This window comes from Mesorhizobium sp. M0772, assembly GCF_040320135.1.
GTDB lineage: Bacteria > Pseudomonadota > Alphaproteobacteria > Rhizobiales > Rhizobiaceae > Mesorhizobium.
The window spans coordinates 1-16,643 of sequence record NZ_JAMYPB010000078.1 but is presented as its reverse complement, the minus strand read 5'-3'; the positions used below and the strand labels follow the sequence as shown (position 1 = coordinate 16,643).

The following is a 16,643-nucleotide window of genomic DNA, read 5'->3' as shown; positions in this document are numbered from 1 at the left end:
CGGCCCAACCGTCGTCTGCAAGCGATTCGTGTGTCATCGCAGTGTAGAATCACACCCGATTCCGCAGGGCAATACCTATCTTAGCGCCTATGCCCTCAGGGGGGAGATTGGCCGTCATCGCGACCTTCGCCAACTTTAGAGGTTGCAGGAATGGGCTGGAGCGGCGAAGCTGCTGATCTCCCCCCTTGAGGGGGAGATGGCCGGCAGGCCAGAGAGGGGTGTGACGGAACGCTACCTCCGCGATCCGTTCACCCCGCCGCCACCTTCAGCCACAGCGCCTTTTCACCGAGCGTCGCCACCAGCCCCGCATGCGCCGCTCGCTCGCCCTGGGTCAGGCGCGGCGGCAGGGCAATTGGCCTGGCGGCGATCGAGATGTCGATATCGGCAACGTCGCCATTGCTGTTGAGCTGCACCACGACGGCGTCGAGGACAAGTGCGGCCTGCTTGCCGCCGATGAGTTCGATGTAGACTTCGGCCAGGAGCTCGGAATCGAGCAGCGCGCCGTGCTTGGTGCGGTGGCCGTTGTCGATGCCGTAGCGGCGGCAGAGCGCGTCGAGCGAATTGGGTCCCATAGGGTGCTTGCGCCGCGCCAGCGCCAGCGTGTCGACGACGCGCCCGGTGTCTATGGCCGGCTGGCCGAGCCGCCCGAATTCCGTGTTGAGGAAGCCGATGTCGAAATTGGCGTTGTGGGCGACGAGCTTGGCGCCGTCGGTGAAGGCGAGCCATTCCTCGGCGATTTCGGCAAAGGTCGGCTTGCCGACGAGGTCGGCGGCGCTGATGCCGTGCACGGCTTGCGCCTCGACATGGACGGCGCGCCCCTGCGGATTGATGAATTTGTGGAAGGTGCGGCCGGTCGGGAAGCGGTTGACCAGCTCGACGCCACCAAGCTCGATGATGCGGTCGTCGCGCATGTCGAGTCCGGTGGTTTCGGTATCGAAAATGATCTCACGCATAGAATCAACCCACTCCTGGAGGAGTAGAATCATGGAGCGGAACAAAATGGCAATGGGCAATGCCGACAGCTTGCCGTCAGGAGCCTGATGGGCGCGACTTATCCCCCAGGAGTTAGCAGGCGAGTTCAGCGCCCTGAGAGCTCGGCAATGATCGCGCCGACCGCGGTGCGGGCGGCGTCCATGCCTTCGCCGGTGTCGATGACGAAATCGGCCTGCCGGCGCTTTTCGGCGTCGGGCACCTGCTTGGCCAGGATTGCCGCCAGCTTTTCCTCACTCATGTCAGGACGCGCCAGCACGCGGGCGCGCTGGATATCGGCCGGCGCGGTGACGACGACGACCTTGTCGACACGGTTGCGGCCGCCGGTTTCGAACAGCAGCGGAATGTCGAGCACGACGAGCGGCGCGCCGGCGGCGCGGTGCCTTGCCAGAAAGGCATCGGCATCGGCCCGCACCAGCGGATGGACGATCGTCTCCAATGTCTTCAGCGCAGCAGCGTTCCCGAGCACGCGGCGCGCCAACTCGGTGCGGTCGACCGAACCGGCAATCACGGTGCCGGGAAAGGCCGCCCCGACGAGAGGTGCTGCCTTGCCGGCATAGAGGCGATGCACGGTCTCGTCGGAGTCATGCACCGGCACGCCGGCGTCGACGAACATTTTCGCCGTCGTCGACTTGCCCATGCCGATCGATCCGGTGAGGCCGAGCACGGTCATCATTTGGCGCCCATCATTTGCGACCCATCATTTGGCGAGGATGTCGGCGACGATCATCTGTCGCAACTCAGGCGTGACCTGTGGCATCTTGCCGAACCAGCGTTCGAAACCGGGCACAGCCTGGTGCAACAGCATGCCGAGCCCGTCGACCGTCTTCAAATTTCTCGCGCGGGCAGCGGCAAGCAGCGGTGTTTCCAGCGGCACATAGACGATGTCTGCGACAATGGCGTGAGCTGGCAGGCAGGCCGGATCGGCGGCCAGCGTCGCATCGCCATGCATGCCAAGTGCCGTCGTGTTGATCACCAAGCCGGCATCGCCAAGCAAGTCGCCGACCGCGCCATGCGCCGAAACGCCGGCGCCGAAGCGGTCGGCGAGTTCCTGCGCCCGCGCCAATGTGCGGTTGACGATGCGGATATCTTTGATGCCGCGCACTTTAAGCGCGTGGATGACCGCGCGCGACGCGCCGCCGGCGCCGAGCACCACGGCCGGAGCGTTTCTCTCCCAGCCCCGGGCATGCTCGTCGAGATTGCCGGCAAAGCCGATCCAGTCCGAATTGCCGCCCCACAGCACGCCGTCGTCCAGCCACAGCATGTTGACCGCGCCGATCATCTCCGCCGCCTCGTCGCGGCGCTCGACCCGGGCGAAGGCGACTTCCTTGTGTGGAATGGTGACGTTGCCGCCCTGATAGCCATTGGCCTGGAGGGAAGAGAGAAACTCGGGAAAATCGGCCGGCGCGACATCGATCGCATGATAGCTGCCGTCGATGCCGTATGTGTTCAGCCAATAGCCGTGGATCTTCGGCGAGCGCGAATGCGCGATCGGATGGCCGGTGACGAAAGCTTTTTTCTCAACCATCGATGGCTCCGAGCGCACGCAATTCCGCCAGCACCGGTAACAGCGGCAGGCCGACAATGGTGAAATAATCGCCTTCAATCTTTTCGAACAGCTGGATGCCTTCGCCCTCGATCTGGTAGGCGCCGACGCTCGACAACGCCTTGGCGCCGACGCGGGCCAGGTGCCGGCCGACGAAGGCCGGGTCGAGCTTGCGCATGGTAAGGCTGGCGATGCCGACGTGACGCCACAGCACCTTGCCGTTGCGGCAGAGCACGGCGGCGCTGTTCAGCTGATGCGTCTTGCCTGACAGCGCCAGCAGATGGCGGCGGGCGCCTTCCATGTCGGCCGGCTTGTGGAACACTTCATCTCCCAGTGACAAAGTCTGGTCGCAGCCGAGCACCAGGGCGCCCGGTCTGCGTTCGCTGACCTCGGTCGCCTTGGCTTCGGCGAGTATCAGGGCGACATCTTCCGGCGACACACCGCTGTCCTGCAACGGCGCCTCGAGCGCGCGCTCGTCGACGTCGGCAGGCACCGCTTCGATGCCGAGCCCGGCATTGATGAGCATTGCTTTGCGGAACGGGCTGCCGGAGGCAAGGATGATTTTTTCGGTCATGGGTTCTGGGCCTGGTCGATAGTGGTTGATTGGGGCAGGAGGTCGCGTTGCCATCCCATCATCTATTCTTCCCCCGCAGGGCAACAATGGCTGCCGCGGTCTCTTCGATCGAACGGCGGCTGACGTCTATCATCGGCCAATTGTGGCGGGTGCAGATCTGGCGGGCATAGGCGAGCTCTTCGGCGATCGAGGCACGGTCGACATAATCGGTCGCTTCGTAGGTGCTGCTGTTGCCGAGCACGCGGTTCTGCCGGACATGCGAGATGCGTTCGGCGGTGGCGATCAGCCCGACGATCAGCGGCTTGGTGGCAGCGACCAGGCTTTCGGGCACCGGCACGCCGAGCACGATCGGGATGTTGGCGGTCTTGATGCCGCGGTTGGCGAGATAGATGCTGGTCGGCGTCTTCGATGTCCTGGAAATGCCGATCAGCACCACATCGGCGTCGTCCATGTTGAGCGGCAGCTGGCCGTCATCATGCTCCATCGTAAAATTGAGTGCGTCGATACGGTGGAAATAATCGGCATCGAGCACATGCTGGGCGCCGACGCGGCGGCCGGCCGGCGTGCCGAGATAGGACTGGAACACGGTGAGGACCGGCTCCAGCACCGAAACGCAGGGCAGCCCCATGGCGGCGCAGCGCTCGTCAATACCGCGCGCCAGCTTCTGGTCGACGACGGTGTAGAGGATGATGCCCGGTTCCTCTTCTATGTCCTCGAAGACTTTCGCCACCTGCTTTTCGGTGCGGATGAGCGGGTAGATATGCTCGATGGCGCGCGCATCCTTGTATTGCGCCGAGGCGGCTCGGCCGGCCGCCAGCAGCGTCTCGCCGGTGGCGTCGGAAATCAGGTGCAGGTGAAAGAAGCTCTGGGGTTTGTTCACAGGGGGCGCCTCAGGCTGTGGGCTTGTGTGGATAAACCGGGGCCGCAAAGGCGACCGGCTGGAGGCGACTGTATCAGAAGGCCAGTTGTCCACAATTCGATGCGCTGTCAGCTTCACTGTGCGGTTGGGGACAAATCTGGGGACGGGCGTTTTTGCCAGCGCTTCATCCACAGAGGCGGTTTTCAGCGGCTACGTCAAACCATTGACTCCAGTGATGGAATCCTGGTCATCCACACTCTTTGCCAATCCCGCGGAAGAAACACGCGACAAAATGCTGGCTGGCCTTTTCCAGGGCAAAGCGGGACAGGTGACAACCACCGATACCAACAGACTCTTAGAATCAGAAGATTCTAGAAATAGACTATTTAATTATAGAGAAGGCAGGGAAGAGAGCGCTCAATGCCCGAGAACCGCATCGTGCTGGACGTGCTGAGAGGCGAGGCAGTGTTTCCGCCGCCGCTCTGGATGATGCGCCAGGCCGGGCGCTATCTGCCGGAGTACCGCGAGACCAGAAAGCGGGCCGGGTCCTTCCTCGATCTTTGCTACAATCCTGATCTGGCCGTCGAAGTGACGCTGCAGCCGATCGAGCGCTTCGGCTTCGATGCCTCGATCCTGTTCTCGGACATTCTGGTCGTGCCGAATGCGCTGGGACGCGATGTCCGCTTCGAGGAGGGCCGCGGGCCGCTGCTGACGCCAATCACTGCAGCTGAGATTTCGGCTCTCAACAGTGAAACGTTTCACGTGAATCTCGAACCGGTCTACGAGACGGTTCGCCGGCTGCGGGCAAGATTGCCTGACGAGACCACGCTGATCGGCTTCTGCGGCGCGCCATGGACGGTGGCGACCTACATGATCGCCGGCCACGGCACACCCGACCAAGCGCCGGCGCGGCTGTTTGCCTATCGCGAACCGACGGCCTTCAAGCATCTCCTGAAAGTGCTCGCCGATCACTCCGCGGCCTATTTGATCCGCCAGATCGAAGCCGGTGCCGACGTGGTGCAGATTTTCGATTCCTGGTCCGGCGTGCTTGATGATGCGTCTTTCGATCAGTTCTGCGTGCAGCCGGTGGCGGAGATCGTCAGGCAGGTTCGTGCGGTTCATCGCGATGTTCCGATCATAGGCTTTCCCAAGGGCGCCGGCGCCCGCTACGAGACCTATCGTGAGAAGACCGGGGTGACGGGGCTGGGGATCGACTGGACCGTGCCCCTGTCGGCTGCGAACGAACTGCAGCATTCAGGGGCGGTCCAGGGCAATCTCGATCCCTTGCGGCTCGTGGCTGGCGGCAAAGCCCTGTCGGACGGCGTCGATGCGATCCTCAAGGCGCTGAGCGACGGACCGCTGATCTTCAATCTCGGCCATGGCATCACGCCGGAGACGCCGGTGGCACATGTCGAGGCGATGGTGAAGCAGGTGCGGAGCGCGACACGCTGATGGCTCAATCGGATAATACGCGCGGCAACGGCACTCGTGGGGCGATGATGCGGATGACCATCGGCATCGGAGTGCTGGTTGTTCTCACCGCACTTTTGTTTTTCTTTGCGCCTGAGGGTTTCTATCCCTGGGCGAAGGCAATCCATATCCTGGCCGTCATCTCCTGGATGGCCGGCATGCTCTATCTGCCGCGATTGCTGGTCTACCACGCCGACGCCGAGAAGGGGTCCGTCCAGTCGGAGACCTTCAAGGTGATGGAGCGGCGTCTGCTGCGCGGCATCATCAATCCGGCGATGATCGTCACCTGGGTGTTCGGGCTTTGGCTTGCCTGGAAAGTGTTTGGCTTTCACGGCGGCTGGCTGCACGCCAAGATAGGCTTGGTGCTGTTGCTGTCGGGCGTGCATGGCTATCTGGCCGGTGCTGTCAGGAAATTCGCCGAGGACCGCAATGAAAAACCGGCGCGGCACTGGCGAATCGTCAACGAGATCCCCACATTGCTGATGATCGCCATCGTCATCCTGGTTGTCGTCAAGCCGTTCTAGGCCCATTTCGGTCGACAAAACGCAGCTTGCTCTTTCCCCCGACCGACGATAAAAGACGGGTCTTCCTTCCCGTCATGCGCCGCCCTTGATTGCTTTCGGCCGCGCCCGGCATTTATCGCATCCAGCCGATATATTTTCCCCAAAGCAGATTCAGAGTCCGTCTATGCAAGAAATGAAACTCGCAGAGTTCAAGAACAAGAAGCCGCCAGAGCTGATCGCCTATGCCGAATCGCTCGAAGTGGAAAACGCCAGCGTCATGCGCAAGCAGGAGTTGATGTTTGCCATCCTGAAGAAACTGGCCGCCCAGGACGTCGAGATCATCGGCGACGGTGTGGTCGAGTTGCTGCAGGACGGTTTCGGCTTCCTGCGCTCAGCCAACGCCAATTATCTGCCAGGTCCCGACGATATCTACATCTCGCCCTCGCAGATCCGCCGCTTCTCCTTGAAGACCGGCGATACCGTCGAAGGGCCGATCCGCAGCCCAAAAGAGGGCGAGCGCTATTTCGCCCTTCTCAAGGTCAACACGATCAATTTCGACGATCCCGAAAAGATCCGTCACAAGATCCATTTCGACAATCTGACGCCGCTCTATCCGACCAAGCGGCTGAAGATGGAGATCGACAATCCGACCGGCAAGGACATCTCGTCGCGCGTGATCGACCTGGTGGCGCCGATCGGCAAGGGACAGCGCGCGCTCATCAACGCGCAGCCGCGTACCGGCAAAACGGTGCTGATGCAGAATATCGCCCACTCGATCACGGCCAATCATCCGGAATGCTATCTGATCGTACTTCTGATCGACGAACGGCCAGAAGAAGTGACCGACATGCAGCGTTCGGTGAAGGGCGAGGTCGTGTCCTCGACCTTTGACGAACCGGCGGTGCGCCACGTCCAGGTCGCCGAAATGGTCATCGAAAAGGCCAAGCGCCTGGTCGAGCATGGCCGCGACGTCGTTATTCTGCTCGATTCGATCACCCGCCTCGGCCGTGCCTACAACACCGTTGTGCCGTCCTCCGGCAAGGTGCTGACCGGCGGTGTCGACGCCAACGCGCTGCAGCGGCCGAAGCGCTTCTTCGGCGCGGCCCGCAACATTGAGGAAGGCGGCTCGCTGACCATCATCGCCACCGCGCTGATCGACACCGGCAGCCGCATGGACGAAGTCATCTTCGAAGAGTTCAAGGGCACCGGCAACTGCGAAATCCAGCTCGACCGCAAGGTCGCCGACAAGCGCATCTACCCGGCCATGGACATTTTGAAGTCCGGCACCCGCAAGGAAGACCTGCTGGTCTCCAAGCAGGATCTGCAGAAGATCTTCGTCCTGCGCCGCATCCTGGCGCCGATGGGAACCACGGATGCGATCGAGTTCCTGATCGACAAGCTGAAGCAGACCAAGACCAACGCCGATTTCTTCGATTCGATGAACACGTAAGCTTCTCGTCGGACCATCGGTTCGCATTGAAGCCCCGTTCCGGGAACTGGGACGGGGCTTTTTGCTGGGCGGGTCGCATTCCCGATATCGAACGGCCGCTTGCGGCAGCGTGGGGCACCGCCTTTATGCGAATACTCACGCATGTCGCTCAAGTGACCCCGTGACCCCGGTTTTGAGAGAACGACATGCATAAAAACAAAGACCTAAAGCGTGTCGCCTGAGTCCGTTCAAATGCGACGCGCTTTCGGTGTTTCGGGGCTGGGAACGTGCGACGTGAAGAAAACCATTCCGACCCTGATCGGCTTCTCGGCCATTCTGACATGGTCGTTCCTGGCGCTGCTTTCGACTGCGGCTGGACCGATTCCGCCCTTTCAGCTGGCGGCGATGACGTTTCTGCTTGGCGGGTTGGTCGGCGCGTCGAGCTGGCTTGTCCGTCCGGCGGCGATCAAGCCGCTGCGCCAGCCGTGGCAGGTCTGGGCGCTCGGCACAGCGGGGCTGTGCATCTATCACTGCGCCTATTTCTTCGCCATCCAGTCGGCGCCGCCGGTCGAGGTCAGCCTGATCGCCTATCTCTGGCCGTTGCTGATCGTCGTCTTTGCCGCCTTCCTGCCTGGAGAAAAGCTTAGGGGCCACCACATCGCCGGCGTCGTGCTCGGCCTTGCCGGCGCCATTGTGGTGATCACCAAGGGCGGCACGATCGGACTGGCCAATGGTGTGATGAAGGGGCATGTCATCGCGCTGTTCTGCGCTTTCATCTGGGCCGGCTATTCGGTTTTATCGCGCCGCTTCGGCAAGGTGCCGACCGATGTGGTCGTCGGTTACTGCTTCATCACGGCTGCGGTCGCCTTGGTGCTGCACCTCACCCTTGAGACCACCGTCTGGCCACAGACGGCGACGGAGTGGAGCGCCATCGTCATCTTGGGCGTAATACCGCTAGGCGCCGGCTTTTACGCCTGGGACTATGGCTGCAAGCACGGGGACATCATGATCCTCGGCGCCCTCTCCTATGCCGCGCCCCTCTTCTCGGTCATCGTGCTTCTGCTGGCAGGCTTTGGTGTGTTTCACTGGTCGGTGGCTGTTGCTTGCATCCTGATCACGGTCGGAGCGGTGGTCGCAGCCAAGGATTTGCTGTTCGGGCCGCGGCCGCCATCCATTGATGTGAAGCCGCTTCCTTCGGCGTTAGACGGAAACATGGGTTGAGCTACCGGCGTCGCAGCAGCGGCTCGGTTCCTACGGATCCGTCGCCACCGGCATGATAGCGGTGCATAGCCCCGGTCTGCCGTCGGCGGCCGGATGCCACTGGCCAATGTTAAGTCGATTCGCATCCGTTCCAATCGGGCGACGATCAGCGTGACGCGGGTCGGGATTTCCGATTCGCAACCGGAACGAGGCTTTCCCCACGGGGAGATGGGCTCCAGCTTCACGGTTCCGGGCCAGGAACAGGCGTTAACGATGCCGGCCAGCCGTAGGGCTTGCTGGCCCGCCCAGAACTGCTTGGCGTCGGGATTAGGACCCGCCTGCTCGCACATGGATGACAAGGCGGCTATACAGATTTGGTAATCCGGTCGCTCTCGCGATCGACCTTGATATTGACGGACAGCCGGTTCATGACGGCCGCGACACTGTGGGATTGTTGACACCTAGGCGACCGGTGAGAACGGGCAAATGATTTCGGGCGATTCGATCGTTGCGCTTTCCAGCGGGCGCCTGCCCGCCGGCATCGCTGTTATCCGCATTTCCGGACCGAGGACTCGATTCGTTGTCGAAACGGTGGCTGGTGGCACGGTCAAGGACCGGTGTGCGACCCTGCGCAAGCTCCGAACGGTGGACGGGTCGCTTATCGACAACGGCCTGGTGCTGTTTTTTCCTGGGCCGAACAGTTTTACCGGCGAGGATGTCGCCGAGTTCCACGTCCATGGCGGCCGCGCCGTCGCCGGCAAGATGCTGGAGATCGTCGCCGGCTTTGACGGCCTGCGTCATGCGGAGCCTGGGGAATTTACGCGCCGGGCTCTTCTCAACGGCAAGCTGGATCTGGTCGAGACGGAGGCGTTGGCCGATCTGGTCAACGCCGAAACCGAAGCGCAGCGGCGCTTTGCCGTGCAGAATGCCGAAGGAGTGCAAAGCGAACTCTATCTTGGCTGGCGCCATCGCCTGATCCATGCACGGGCCATGATCGAGGCGGAAATCGACTTCGCCGACGAAGACGACGTGCCCGGTTCCGTTTCGGACACGGTCTGGTCCGATGTGCGCGCAATGGTGGGGCAGATCGGCCGGCATGTCGATGGCTTCCATGCCGCCGAGATCATCCGTGACGGGTTTGAGGTTGTCATCCTCGGTGCACCGAACGCCGGCAAATCCAGCCTGTTCAACGCGCTGGCCAGGCGTGAGGCGGCGATTGTTACCGACGAGCCCGGCACGACGCGGGACTTGCTCGAAGTGGTGCTGGATCTCCACGGAGTGCGGGTCAGGGTAACCGACACCGCGGGCCTGCGCGAGTCGCCCGGCAAGATCGAAGCGATCGGTATCGAAAAGGCGCGGGCCAAGGCGCACACGGCTGACCTGGTGCTGTTGCTGGAAGATCTGGCGGACCCTACTGCGATCGGCAACATGCCTGTTGACGCCCCGGCTTTGAGAATCGGCACCAAGGTCGATCTCTTGAAAGGTTCGCCGCGATTGGAGGCGTATGATGCGTTGATCTCGACGGTGGACGGCACTGGGTTGGCTGAACTCCTGGCCGAGATCGGCAGGCGCGCCGCGGCTGCTATCGGCGATGCCGGTGACATCCTGCCGTCTCGGTTGCGGCATGTGGAGCTGCTCAATGAGACCAGGCGCTTTCTGATCTCGGCTTTGTCGGGGCAAGAGCGCGGCCAGGAGCTGCGGGCGGAGGAGCTGCGTCTTGCGGCGGACCGGCTTGGCCGGATTGTCGGCGCGGTGGATGTCGAGGACCTGCTGGACGTGATCTTTTCGCAGTTTTGCATTGGCAAGTGACTCACGTGAAACATGACGGGGCGCTGGTATGAGTGACTCACGTGAAACATAGGGGCCGCCCAAGTGCGTTTCACGTGAAACGAGACGGTTGGCAAAAGGGCAAGTGGCCGAAAGCCTGCACCGCCCCTCATTGTCCCCGTTCATGGGGAGAAGATGCCGGAAGATAGATAAGGGGCAGCGCCAAACGAGGCTTCGCCGCTTCCCTGACTCACGTGAAACACCTCTGCGGCTTTCAGCACTCCGTTCCCCGTGAACGAATCAACCTGCAATCCTTGACAGCGTCCTCTCGTGGGGACATGTGTCGGGAAATCTCTGAATCTGGAAGGGACAATGATCGATCACTATGATGTGGTTGTGGTGGGCGGTGGCCATGCCGGGTGCGAGGCTGCGAGCGCTGCCGCGCGCGCCGGTGCCAGGACCGCGCTGGTCACGCTGCGCTTCGACACGATCGGTGTCATGTCCTGCAATCCGGCGATCGGCGGCCTCGGGAAGGGCCATCTGGTGCGTGAGATCGACGCCATGGACGGGCTGATGGGCCGCATCGCCGATGCTGCCGGCATCCAATTCCGCCTGCTTAATCGCCGCAAAGGCCCTGCCGTGCGCGGGCCGCGCACGCAGGCCGACCGCAAGCTTTACCGGCTGGCCATGCAGGAAGCGATTCGGCAGCAGAACGGTCTCGACGTCGTCGAAGGCGAAGTCTTGGATTTCGAGATCGAAGAAGGACGGATCGCCGCTGTGCTCCTGGCCGACGGGCGCCGGTTGGCGTGCGGTGCAGTCGTCCTGACCACCGGCACTTTTCTTCGCGGCCTCATCCACATCGGCGACAGGAAGATTGTCGCCGGGCGGATGAACGAGCAGGCGAGCCTTGGCCTGTCGGCGACGATGAGCCGCGCCGGTTTCGCGCTTGGACGGCTGAAGACCGGCACGCCGCCGCGGCTCGATGGCCGCACCATCGACTGGGCGTCGCTGGAAAGCCAGGCGGCCGACGAACATCCAGTGCCGTTCTCGCTGCTCACCGACACAATCAAGAATCCGCAAATCCATTGCGGCATCACGCGTACGACACCGGCGACGCACGAGCTGATCCGCGCCAATCTCGGCCGCTCCGCCATGTATTCCGGCTCGATAGAGGGGGTCGGACCACGCTATTGCCCGTCGATCGAAGACAAGATCGTCAAGTTCGGCGATCGCGAAGGCCACCAGATTTTCCTCGAGCCGGAAGGGTTGGACGACGACACGGTCTACCCCAATGGCATTTCGACCTCCCTGCCCGAGGATGTGCAACTCGACATTCTCAAAACTATACCCGGGCTATTGCGGGCGACCATGCTGCAGCCCGGCTACGCCATCGAATACGACCATGTCGATCCGCGCGAGTTGGAGCCGACGCTTGAGGCCAAACGTATTGCGGGGCTTTTCCTAGCCGGTCAGATCAACGGCACCACCGGTTATGAAGAAGCCGGAGCGCAGGGCCTGCTCGCCGGGCTCAACGCCGCGCGCAAGGCGGCGGCCGACGACCAAATCGTGCTCAGCCGCACCGAAGCCTATATCGGTGTGATGGTGGACGACCTCACCAGCCGCGGCATTGCCGAGCCCTACCGCATGTTCACTTCGCGGGCGGAGTTTCGCCTATCGCTGCGCGCCGACAATGCCGATGAAAGGCTTACGCCTCTGGCAAATCGGCTTGGTATCGTGTCGCCGGAGCGGATGCAGCGGTTCAATCAAGTCACACAGGATCTTGATAGGGCGCGCGAACTCGCAGTTGCGACGACGATGACGCCCAACGAAGCGGCGCGGCATGGGCTGGAGATCAACAGGGACGGCGTGCGCCGCTCCGCTTATGAATTGCTCGCTCATCCCGGCGTCGATATAGCCTGGCTGGCCCGTGTTGCGCCGGCCTTTGGCGCAATCGACGTCAAAACCGCTGAGCGGCTCGAAACGGAAGCGAAATATTCGGTTTACCTTGATCGCCAGCAGGCGGATGTCGGACAGATCCGCCGCGAGGAAAGCCGGCTGATCCCGGCGTCGGTGGATTTCGCCGATGTTCCTGGCCTGTCCAATGAGCTGAAGCAGAAGATGCTAACGCGTCAGCCCCGGTCGATCGCTGACGCGCAGCGTATGGAAGGCATGACGCCGGCGGCGCTGGCCATCATCGTCGCGCACGTCCGCAACGCCGAATTGGCCGCCCAAAGGGCCGTTGCGTGAGCGCTGCCTCACGGGCGAGCCTGCAAGAGGCCGCGGGACCGGTTTCACGTGAAACATTCGATCGGTTGGTGACGTTCGAACAGTTGTTCCTGAAATGGAACCGCAGCATCAATCTGGCCGCGCCGTCGACGCTGGACGATGTCTGGGGCCGCCATATTCTGGACAGCGCGCAGCTGGCCCGAATCGCCCCCCAGGCCAAACGCTGGGCCGATCTCGGTTCGGGCGGCGGTTTTCCGGGCCTGGTAATGGCCTTCCTGCTGGGCGAGCGTGACGGCGCGTCGATCGATCTGGTTGAGAGCAACCGCAAGAAAGCATCGTTTTTGCAGGCGGTCATTGGCCAGTTCGGTTTGCCGGCACGGGTCGTCGCCCGGCGCATCGACGACAGCTATGCGCTTGTTTCCGCACCGGAAATCATCACGGCGCGGGCGCTTGCCCCGCTGCCGGCGCTGCTCGATCTGTCGGCGCCGTGGTTGACCAAGGGATCGCGGGCGCTGTTCCACAAAGGCCGGGATTACCGCTCCGAGGTGGAAGAAAGCACTCACCGCTGGGCTTTCGATCTGGTAGAACATCCGAGCATGACCGACGCCCATGGCGTCATCCTCGAAGTGACCGATCTGCGGACGGCGTAAGCTCTCCTTCGCAACCTTGGCGACGCAATGAATACCTGGCCCACATGAATACCTGGCACGGACCCATGAAAACCGGACCTCGCATCATCACCGTCGCCAACCAGAAGGGCGGCGTCGGCAAGACTACCACCGCCATCAATCTGGCCACGGCGCTGGCCGCGATCGGCGAAAAGGTGCTGATCGTCGATCTCGACCCGCAAGGCAATGCCTCGACGGGTCTCGGTATCGACCGCAAGGACCGCACCGTCTCCTCCTACGATGTGCTGACCGGCGAACTCGGCCTGGAAGAGGCCGCCATTCCAACGGCGGTGCCCGGCCTGTCGATCGTGCCGTCGACGCTCGATCTGCTCGGCATCGAGATGGAAATCGCCTCGGCGCCGGATCGCGTGCTTAAGCTGCGCAACGCGCTGCGCGCCGCCACCGAGCGCGGTGCGCCGTTCGGCTATGTGCTGATCGACTGCCCGCCCTCGCTCAACCTTTTGACTTTGAATTCAATGGCGGCAGCCGATTCTGTTCTTGTGCCGCTGCAGTGCGAGTTCTTCGCGCTGGAAGGGCTAAGCCAACTCCTGGAAACGGTGGAGCAGGTGCGCCGTTCGATCAATCCGGACTTGATCATCCAGGGCATCGTGCTGACCATGTATGACGGCCGCAACAACCTCGCCAACCAGGTGGTGCAGGACGTGCGGGCACATATGGGCGACAAGGTCTACGAGACCATCATTCCTAGGAATGTGCGAGTGTCCGAGGCGCCCTCCTATGGCAAGCCGGCGATCCTCTATGACCTGAAATGCTCCGGCAGCCAAGCCTATCTGCAATTGGCATCCGAAGTGATCCGCCGCGAGCGAAAATTGCGCGCTGCATGATTAGGCAGGGTCGATAAACAAAGCGATCCGGCACCGAAACGATCAAGAATCTGGAATTGAGATGAGCGAAGACCTTTCGAGAAAGAGACTGGGGCGTGGACTGGCGGCGCTGATCGGGGAGATCGACCGCCCGGTGGCAGCGGCCGAAAAGCCAGGCCTGAATGCCGACGGCAAGGTGCCGATCGAGTTTCTGAGCCCGAACCCGAAAAACCCGCGCCGGCATTTCGGCGACGCCGATCTGACGGATCTCGCGCAATCGATCCGCGAACATGGCGTCGTGCAGCCGGTAGTGGCGCGGCCTTCGCCGACGCAGGCCGGGCGCTACGAGATCATCGCCGGCGAGCGCCGCTGGCGGGCGGCGCAGCGCGCCGGGCTGACCGAGATCCCGATCATCGTGCGCGACGTCAACGACCGCACAGCGCTGGAACTGGCGATCATAGAAAACGTCCAGCGCACCGATCTCAACCCGGTCGAGGAGGCGCTCGGCTACCAGCAGTTGATCGACGACCACGGCTACACACAGGCCGACCTCGGCAATGTCATCGGCAAGAGCCGCAGCCACGTCGCCAACACGCTCAGGCTGTTGAAGCTGCCCGACGTAATCCGCGACATGCTGGTCGACGGCGTGCTGTCGGCCGGCCATGCCCGGACGCTGGTGACGGCGCAGGATCCCGCCGGGCTAGCCAAGCAGATCGTCGAAGAAGGGCTTTCGGTGCGCCAGGCTGAGGCGCTGGCGCAGATGCCGGCGGGCGGCACGCCGCCCAAGGCAAAACCAGCACACGGCGCATCGGGCAAGGATGCCGACACGCTGGCGCTGGAAAGGCTGATGACCAACACGATCGGCATGATCGTGACCATCGAGCACAAGGGCAAAGGCGGCGCGATCCGCGTGGACTACCGCAGTCTGGAGCAGCTCGACGAGCTATGCCGGCGGTTGAAGGATGAGCGGTAGAGGGTTGGGGCTGCGCCATATTTAGCCGGCGAATGAAGTTCTGGCTTAGGATGAAGAAAGGGCTTGGCGGTTGCCGGCCCTTCTTTTTTATTGGCGATTGCCGAAGGGATCGAACTGCTGATCTCCCCCCTGGGGGAGATGGCCGGCAGGCCAGAAGGGGTCGTCTCCCATCAAGCGCCGACCTCGTTTGTCGTTGCGAAAGGCGCCAGCGCTCCACGCGCCGCGACCCCCTCTGTCGCCTTTGGCGACATCTCCCCCTCAAGGGGAGAGATCACCGCTGCGCCAGCCTCGCGCTCTCCACCGCAATGCCGAGCAGCGCCTGCCGCGCCAGCGCTTCCGACAAATCCGGCCTGCGCCTGGTCTGCAGCACGGCCGATTGCAGCCGGTTCAGCGCGCGGCTGAGCGCCTCGACGTTCCAGCGCTCCAGCGCCTTCTCCACCAGCTTGCGCCGCGAGAAAAACACCGGCGGACGGGCGCCGGCCACTGCCGAGGCGGCGTTGCGGCCGGCGGTGTCCATCTGGCCGCGCATGACCTGAAGCTGCTGCAGCTGCCGCATCGCCGAGGACAGTACCAGGAAAGGATGGCCGCCGGACAGGCAGTGGCGGGTGAAGGCGGTGTCGAAGTCACCGATCCTGCCCTCCAGCACAGCATCGACCGCGTCGTCGAAGGAGGCGCCGGAGACGTCGCCGGACATCGCCCTTACGTCGTCGAGGCTGATGTCCTTCTGGCCGTGGGCATAAAGCACCAGTTTTTCGATCTCACCGCGTGAGGCCAACCGGTCGCCGCCGAGATTGCGGCGCAGCGCCTGGCGTGCGTCGAGCGCCATCGACATGCCGGCCTTGCGCAACTCGTCGTCGATGACGCTGTCGATGTCGCGGGCTTCATCGGCGTAGCAAGGCAGCGCCATGGCGGTGTCGGCGGCCTCGACGATCGCGCGCAGTCCGACGCCCTTTTTCAGGTCGCCGGCCTCGATGAGAATGATGGCGTCGCGCGCGGGCTCCGCGGTCAGCGCCTTGACGTCGTCGGCCAGGGCCTTCTGGCCGCTGGCATTTCGCACCCACAGAAGCCGCCGGTCGGAGAACATCGGCACGGTGCGGGCTTCGTCGAGCAGCCGGCCCTGGTCGCGATCGACCTCCGCGCCATCGAGCCGGACGACTGAGAACGGATCGTCGAGCGACAGGCCGGTTTTCGCGGCAAAGGCTTTGGCCCGCTCGGCGACCAAGCCGCGGTCGGGACCGTAAAGCAGGACGATCGATATGCGCGCGTCAGGCTTCGCCAGCCACGAATCGACCTCGTATCCTTTTTTCTGCGCCATGGAGGGTGGTTAGCATGATGCGGTCGCTGAGTGAACGTTCTCCAAAGCGTTCGAGACCTTGGCGCCCTTCCTCTCCCTCCGGAGGGGGGAGAGGTGGCTCGGCGAAGCCGAGACGGAGTGGGGGAACCACCTGGCAACCGCCGCGAACGGACATAGGAAGGGCAATAGGGGCAAACATCACCTCGCCTTGCGCCCCAAGGGTCGACATCCACTCCGTGGGGGGCGGGGCGGGCGCGCCCGCGGGGCGGGGGCCCGGCGCACCGCCCCGCGCCGCGGGCGGGGGGGGGGGGGCGCGGGGC

At 63.1% G+C, this 16,643-nt stretch carries 15 protein-coding genes; 9 read left to right on the top strand and 6 right to left on the bottom strand.

Annotated features, from left to right (window positions below; genetic code table 11):
• Positions 1–248: 248 nt before the first annotated feature.
• The 5 genes from dnaQ to NKI06_RS29315 form a co-directional block, all read right to left on the bottom strand.
• Positions 249–953, bottom strand: coding sequence for a DNA polymerase III subunit epsilon (gene dnaQ / locus NKI06_RS29335; RefSeq protein WP_023822335.1), 705 nt, complete (start codon positions 951–953; stop codon positions 249–251).
• A gap of 125 nt (positions 954–1,078) precedes the next feature.
• Positions 1,079–1,663 carry a dephospho-CoA kinase gene (coaE, locus tag NKI06_RS29330; RefSeq protein ID WP_023822334.1) on the bottom strand — a complete coding sequence of 195 codons (585 nt, stop codon included), beginning with the start codon at positions 1,661–1,663 and terminating at the stop codon, positions 1,079–1,081.
• A gap of 27 nt (positions 1,664–1,690) precedes the next feature.
• Entirely contained in the window at positions 1,691–2,518 is an 828-nt protein-coding gene (locus NKI06_RS29325; RefSeq protein ID WP_352987818.1) for a shikimate dehydrogenase, read from the bottom strand.
• Positions 2,511–3,110, bottom strand: a complete 600-nt coding sequence (locus tag NKI06_RS29320; protein WP_023685039.1) for a Maf-like protein — start codon at positions 3,108–3,110, stop codon at positions 2,511–2,513. The genes NKI06_RS29325 and NKI06_RS29320 overlap by 8 nt, the downstream gene beginning before the upstream one ends.
• A 58-nt stretch (positions 3,111–3,168) precedes the next feature.
• Positions 3,169–4,107 (bottom strand): pyruvate, water dikinase regulatory protein, encoded by a 939-nt coding sequence (locus NKI06_RS29315; protein ID WP_460221915.1) that lies wholly within the window; start codon positions 4,105–4,107, stop codon positions 3,169–3,171.
• 282 nt (positions 4,108–4,389) lie between these two features.
• Between NKI06_RS29315 and hemE the strand changes: the two genes are divergently transcribed.
• From hemE to NKI06_RS29270, 9 genes are all read left to right on the top strand, one after another.
• On the top strand, positions 4,390–5,421 hold the full coding sequence (gene hemE, locus NKI06_RS29310; RefSeq protein ID WP_023745903.1) for a uroporphyrinogen decarboxylase: 1,032 nt from the start codon (positions 4,390–4,392) through the stop codon (positions 5,419–5,421).
• Positions 5,421–5,963 carry a protoporphyrinogen oxidase HemJ gene (gene hemJ, locus NKI06_RS29305; protein WP_023745904.1) on the top strand — a complete coding sequence of 181 codons (543 nt, stop codon included), beginning with the start codon at positions 5,421–5,423 and terminating at the stop codon, positions 5,961–5,963. The genes hemE and hemJ overlap by 1 nt, the downstream gene beginning before the upstream one ends.
• A 163-nt stretch (positions 5,964–6,126) precedes the next feature.
• The gene (gene rho / locus NKI06_RS29300; protein WP_023672113.1) at positions 6,127–7,392 is read left to right on the top strand and encodes a transcription termination factor Rho; all 1,266 of its coding nucleotides are present in this window, start codon (positions 6,127–6,129) and stop codon (positions 7,390–7,392) included.
• 273 nt (positions 7,393–7,665) lie between these two features.
• The gene (gene yddG, locus NKI06_RS29295; protein ID WP_352987817.1) at positions 7,666–8,592 is read left to right on the top strand and encodes an aromatic amino acid exporter YddG; all 927 of its coding nucleotides are present in this window, start codon (positions 7,666–7,668) and stop codon (positions 8,590–8,592) included.
• A 465-nt stretch (positions 8,593–9,057) separates the two neighbouring features.
• Positions 9,058–10,380 carry a tRNA uridine-5-carboxymethylaminomethyl(34) synthesis GTPase MnmE gene (mnmE, locus tag NKI06_RS29290; RefSeq protein ID WP_352987816.1) on the top strand — a complete coding sequence of 441 codons (1,323 nt, stop codon included), beginning with the start codon at positions 9,058–9,060 and terminating at the stop codon, positions 10,378–10,380.
• A 330-nt stretch (positions 10,381–10,710) separates the two neighbouring features.
• Positions 10,711–12,585: a tRNA uridine-5-carboxymethylaminomethyl(34) synthesis enzyme MnmG gene (mnmG, locus tag NKI06_RS29285; RefSeq protein WP_352987815.1), complete on the top strand. Its 1,875-nt coding sequence runs from the start codon at positions 10,711–10,713 to the stop codon at positions 12,583–12,585.
• Positions 12,582–13,214, top strand: a complete 633-nt coding sequence (gene rsmG, locus NKI06_RS29280) for a 16S rRNA (guanine(527)-N(7))-methyltransferase RsmG (RefSeq protein WP_352987814.1) — start codon at positions 12,582–12,584, stop codon at positions 13,212–13,214. The genes mnmG and rsmG overlap by 4 nt, the downstream gene beginning before the upstream one ends.
• A gap of 65 nt (positions 13,215–13,279) precedes the next feature.
• On the top strand, positions 13,280–14,077 hold the full coding sequence (locus NKI06_RS29275) for a ParA family protein (RefSeq protein ID WP_023672118.1): 798 nt from the start codon (positions 13,280–13,282) through the stop codon (positions 14,075–14,077).
• Positions 14,078–14,138: 61 nt separating this feature from the next.
• Positions 14,139–15,029, top strand: coding sequence for a ParB/RepB/Spo0J family partition protein (locus tag NKI06_RS29270; RefSeq protein ID WP_023692912.1), 891 nt, complete (start codon positions 14,139–14,141; stop codon positions 15,027–15,029).
• 271 nt (positions 15,030–15,300) lie between these two features.
• Here NKI06_RS29270 and holA read toward each other — a convergent pair whose 3' ends face one another.
• Positions 15,301–16,344: a DNA polymerase III subunit delta gene (gene holA / locus NKI06_RS29265; protein WP_023706774.1), complete on the bottom strand. Its 1,044-nt coding sequence runs from the start codon at positions 16,342–16,344 to the stop codon at positions 15,301–15,303.
• Positions 16,345–16,643 lie beyond the last annotated feature (299 nt).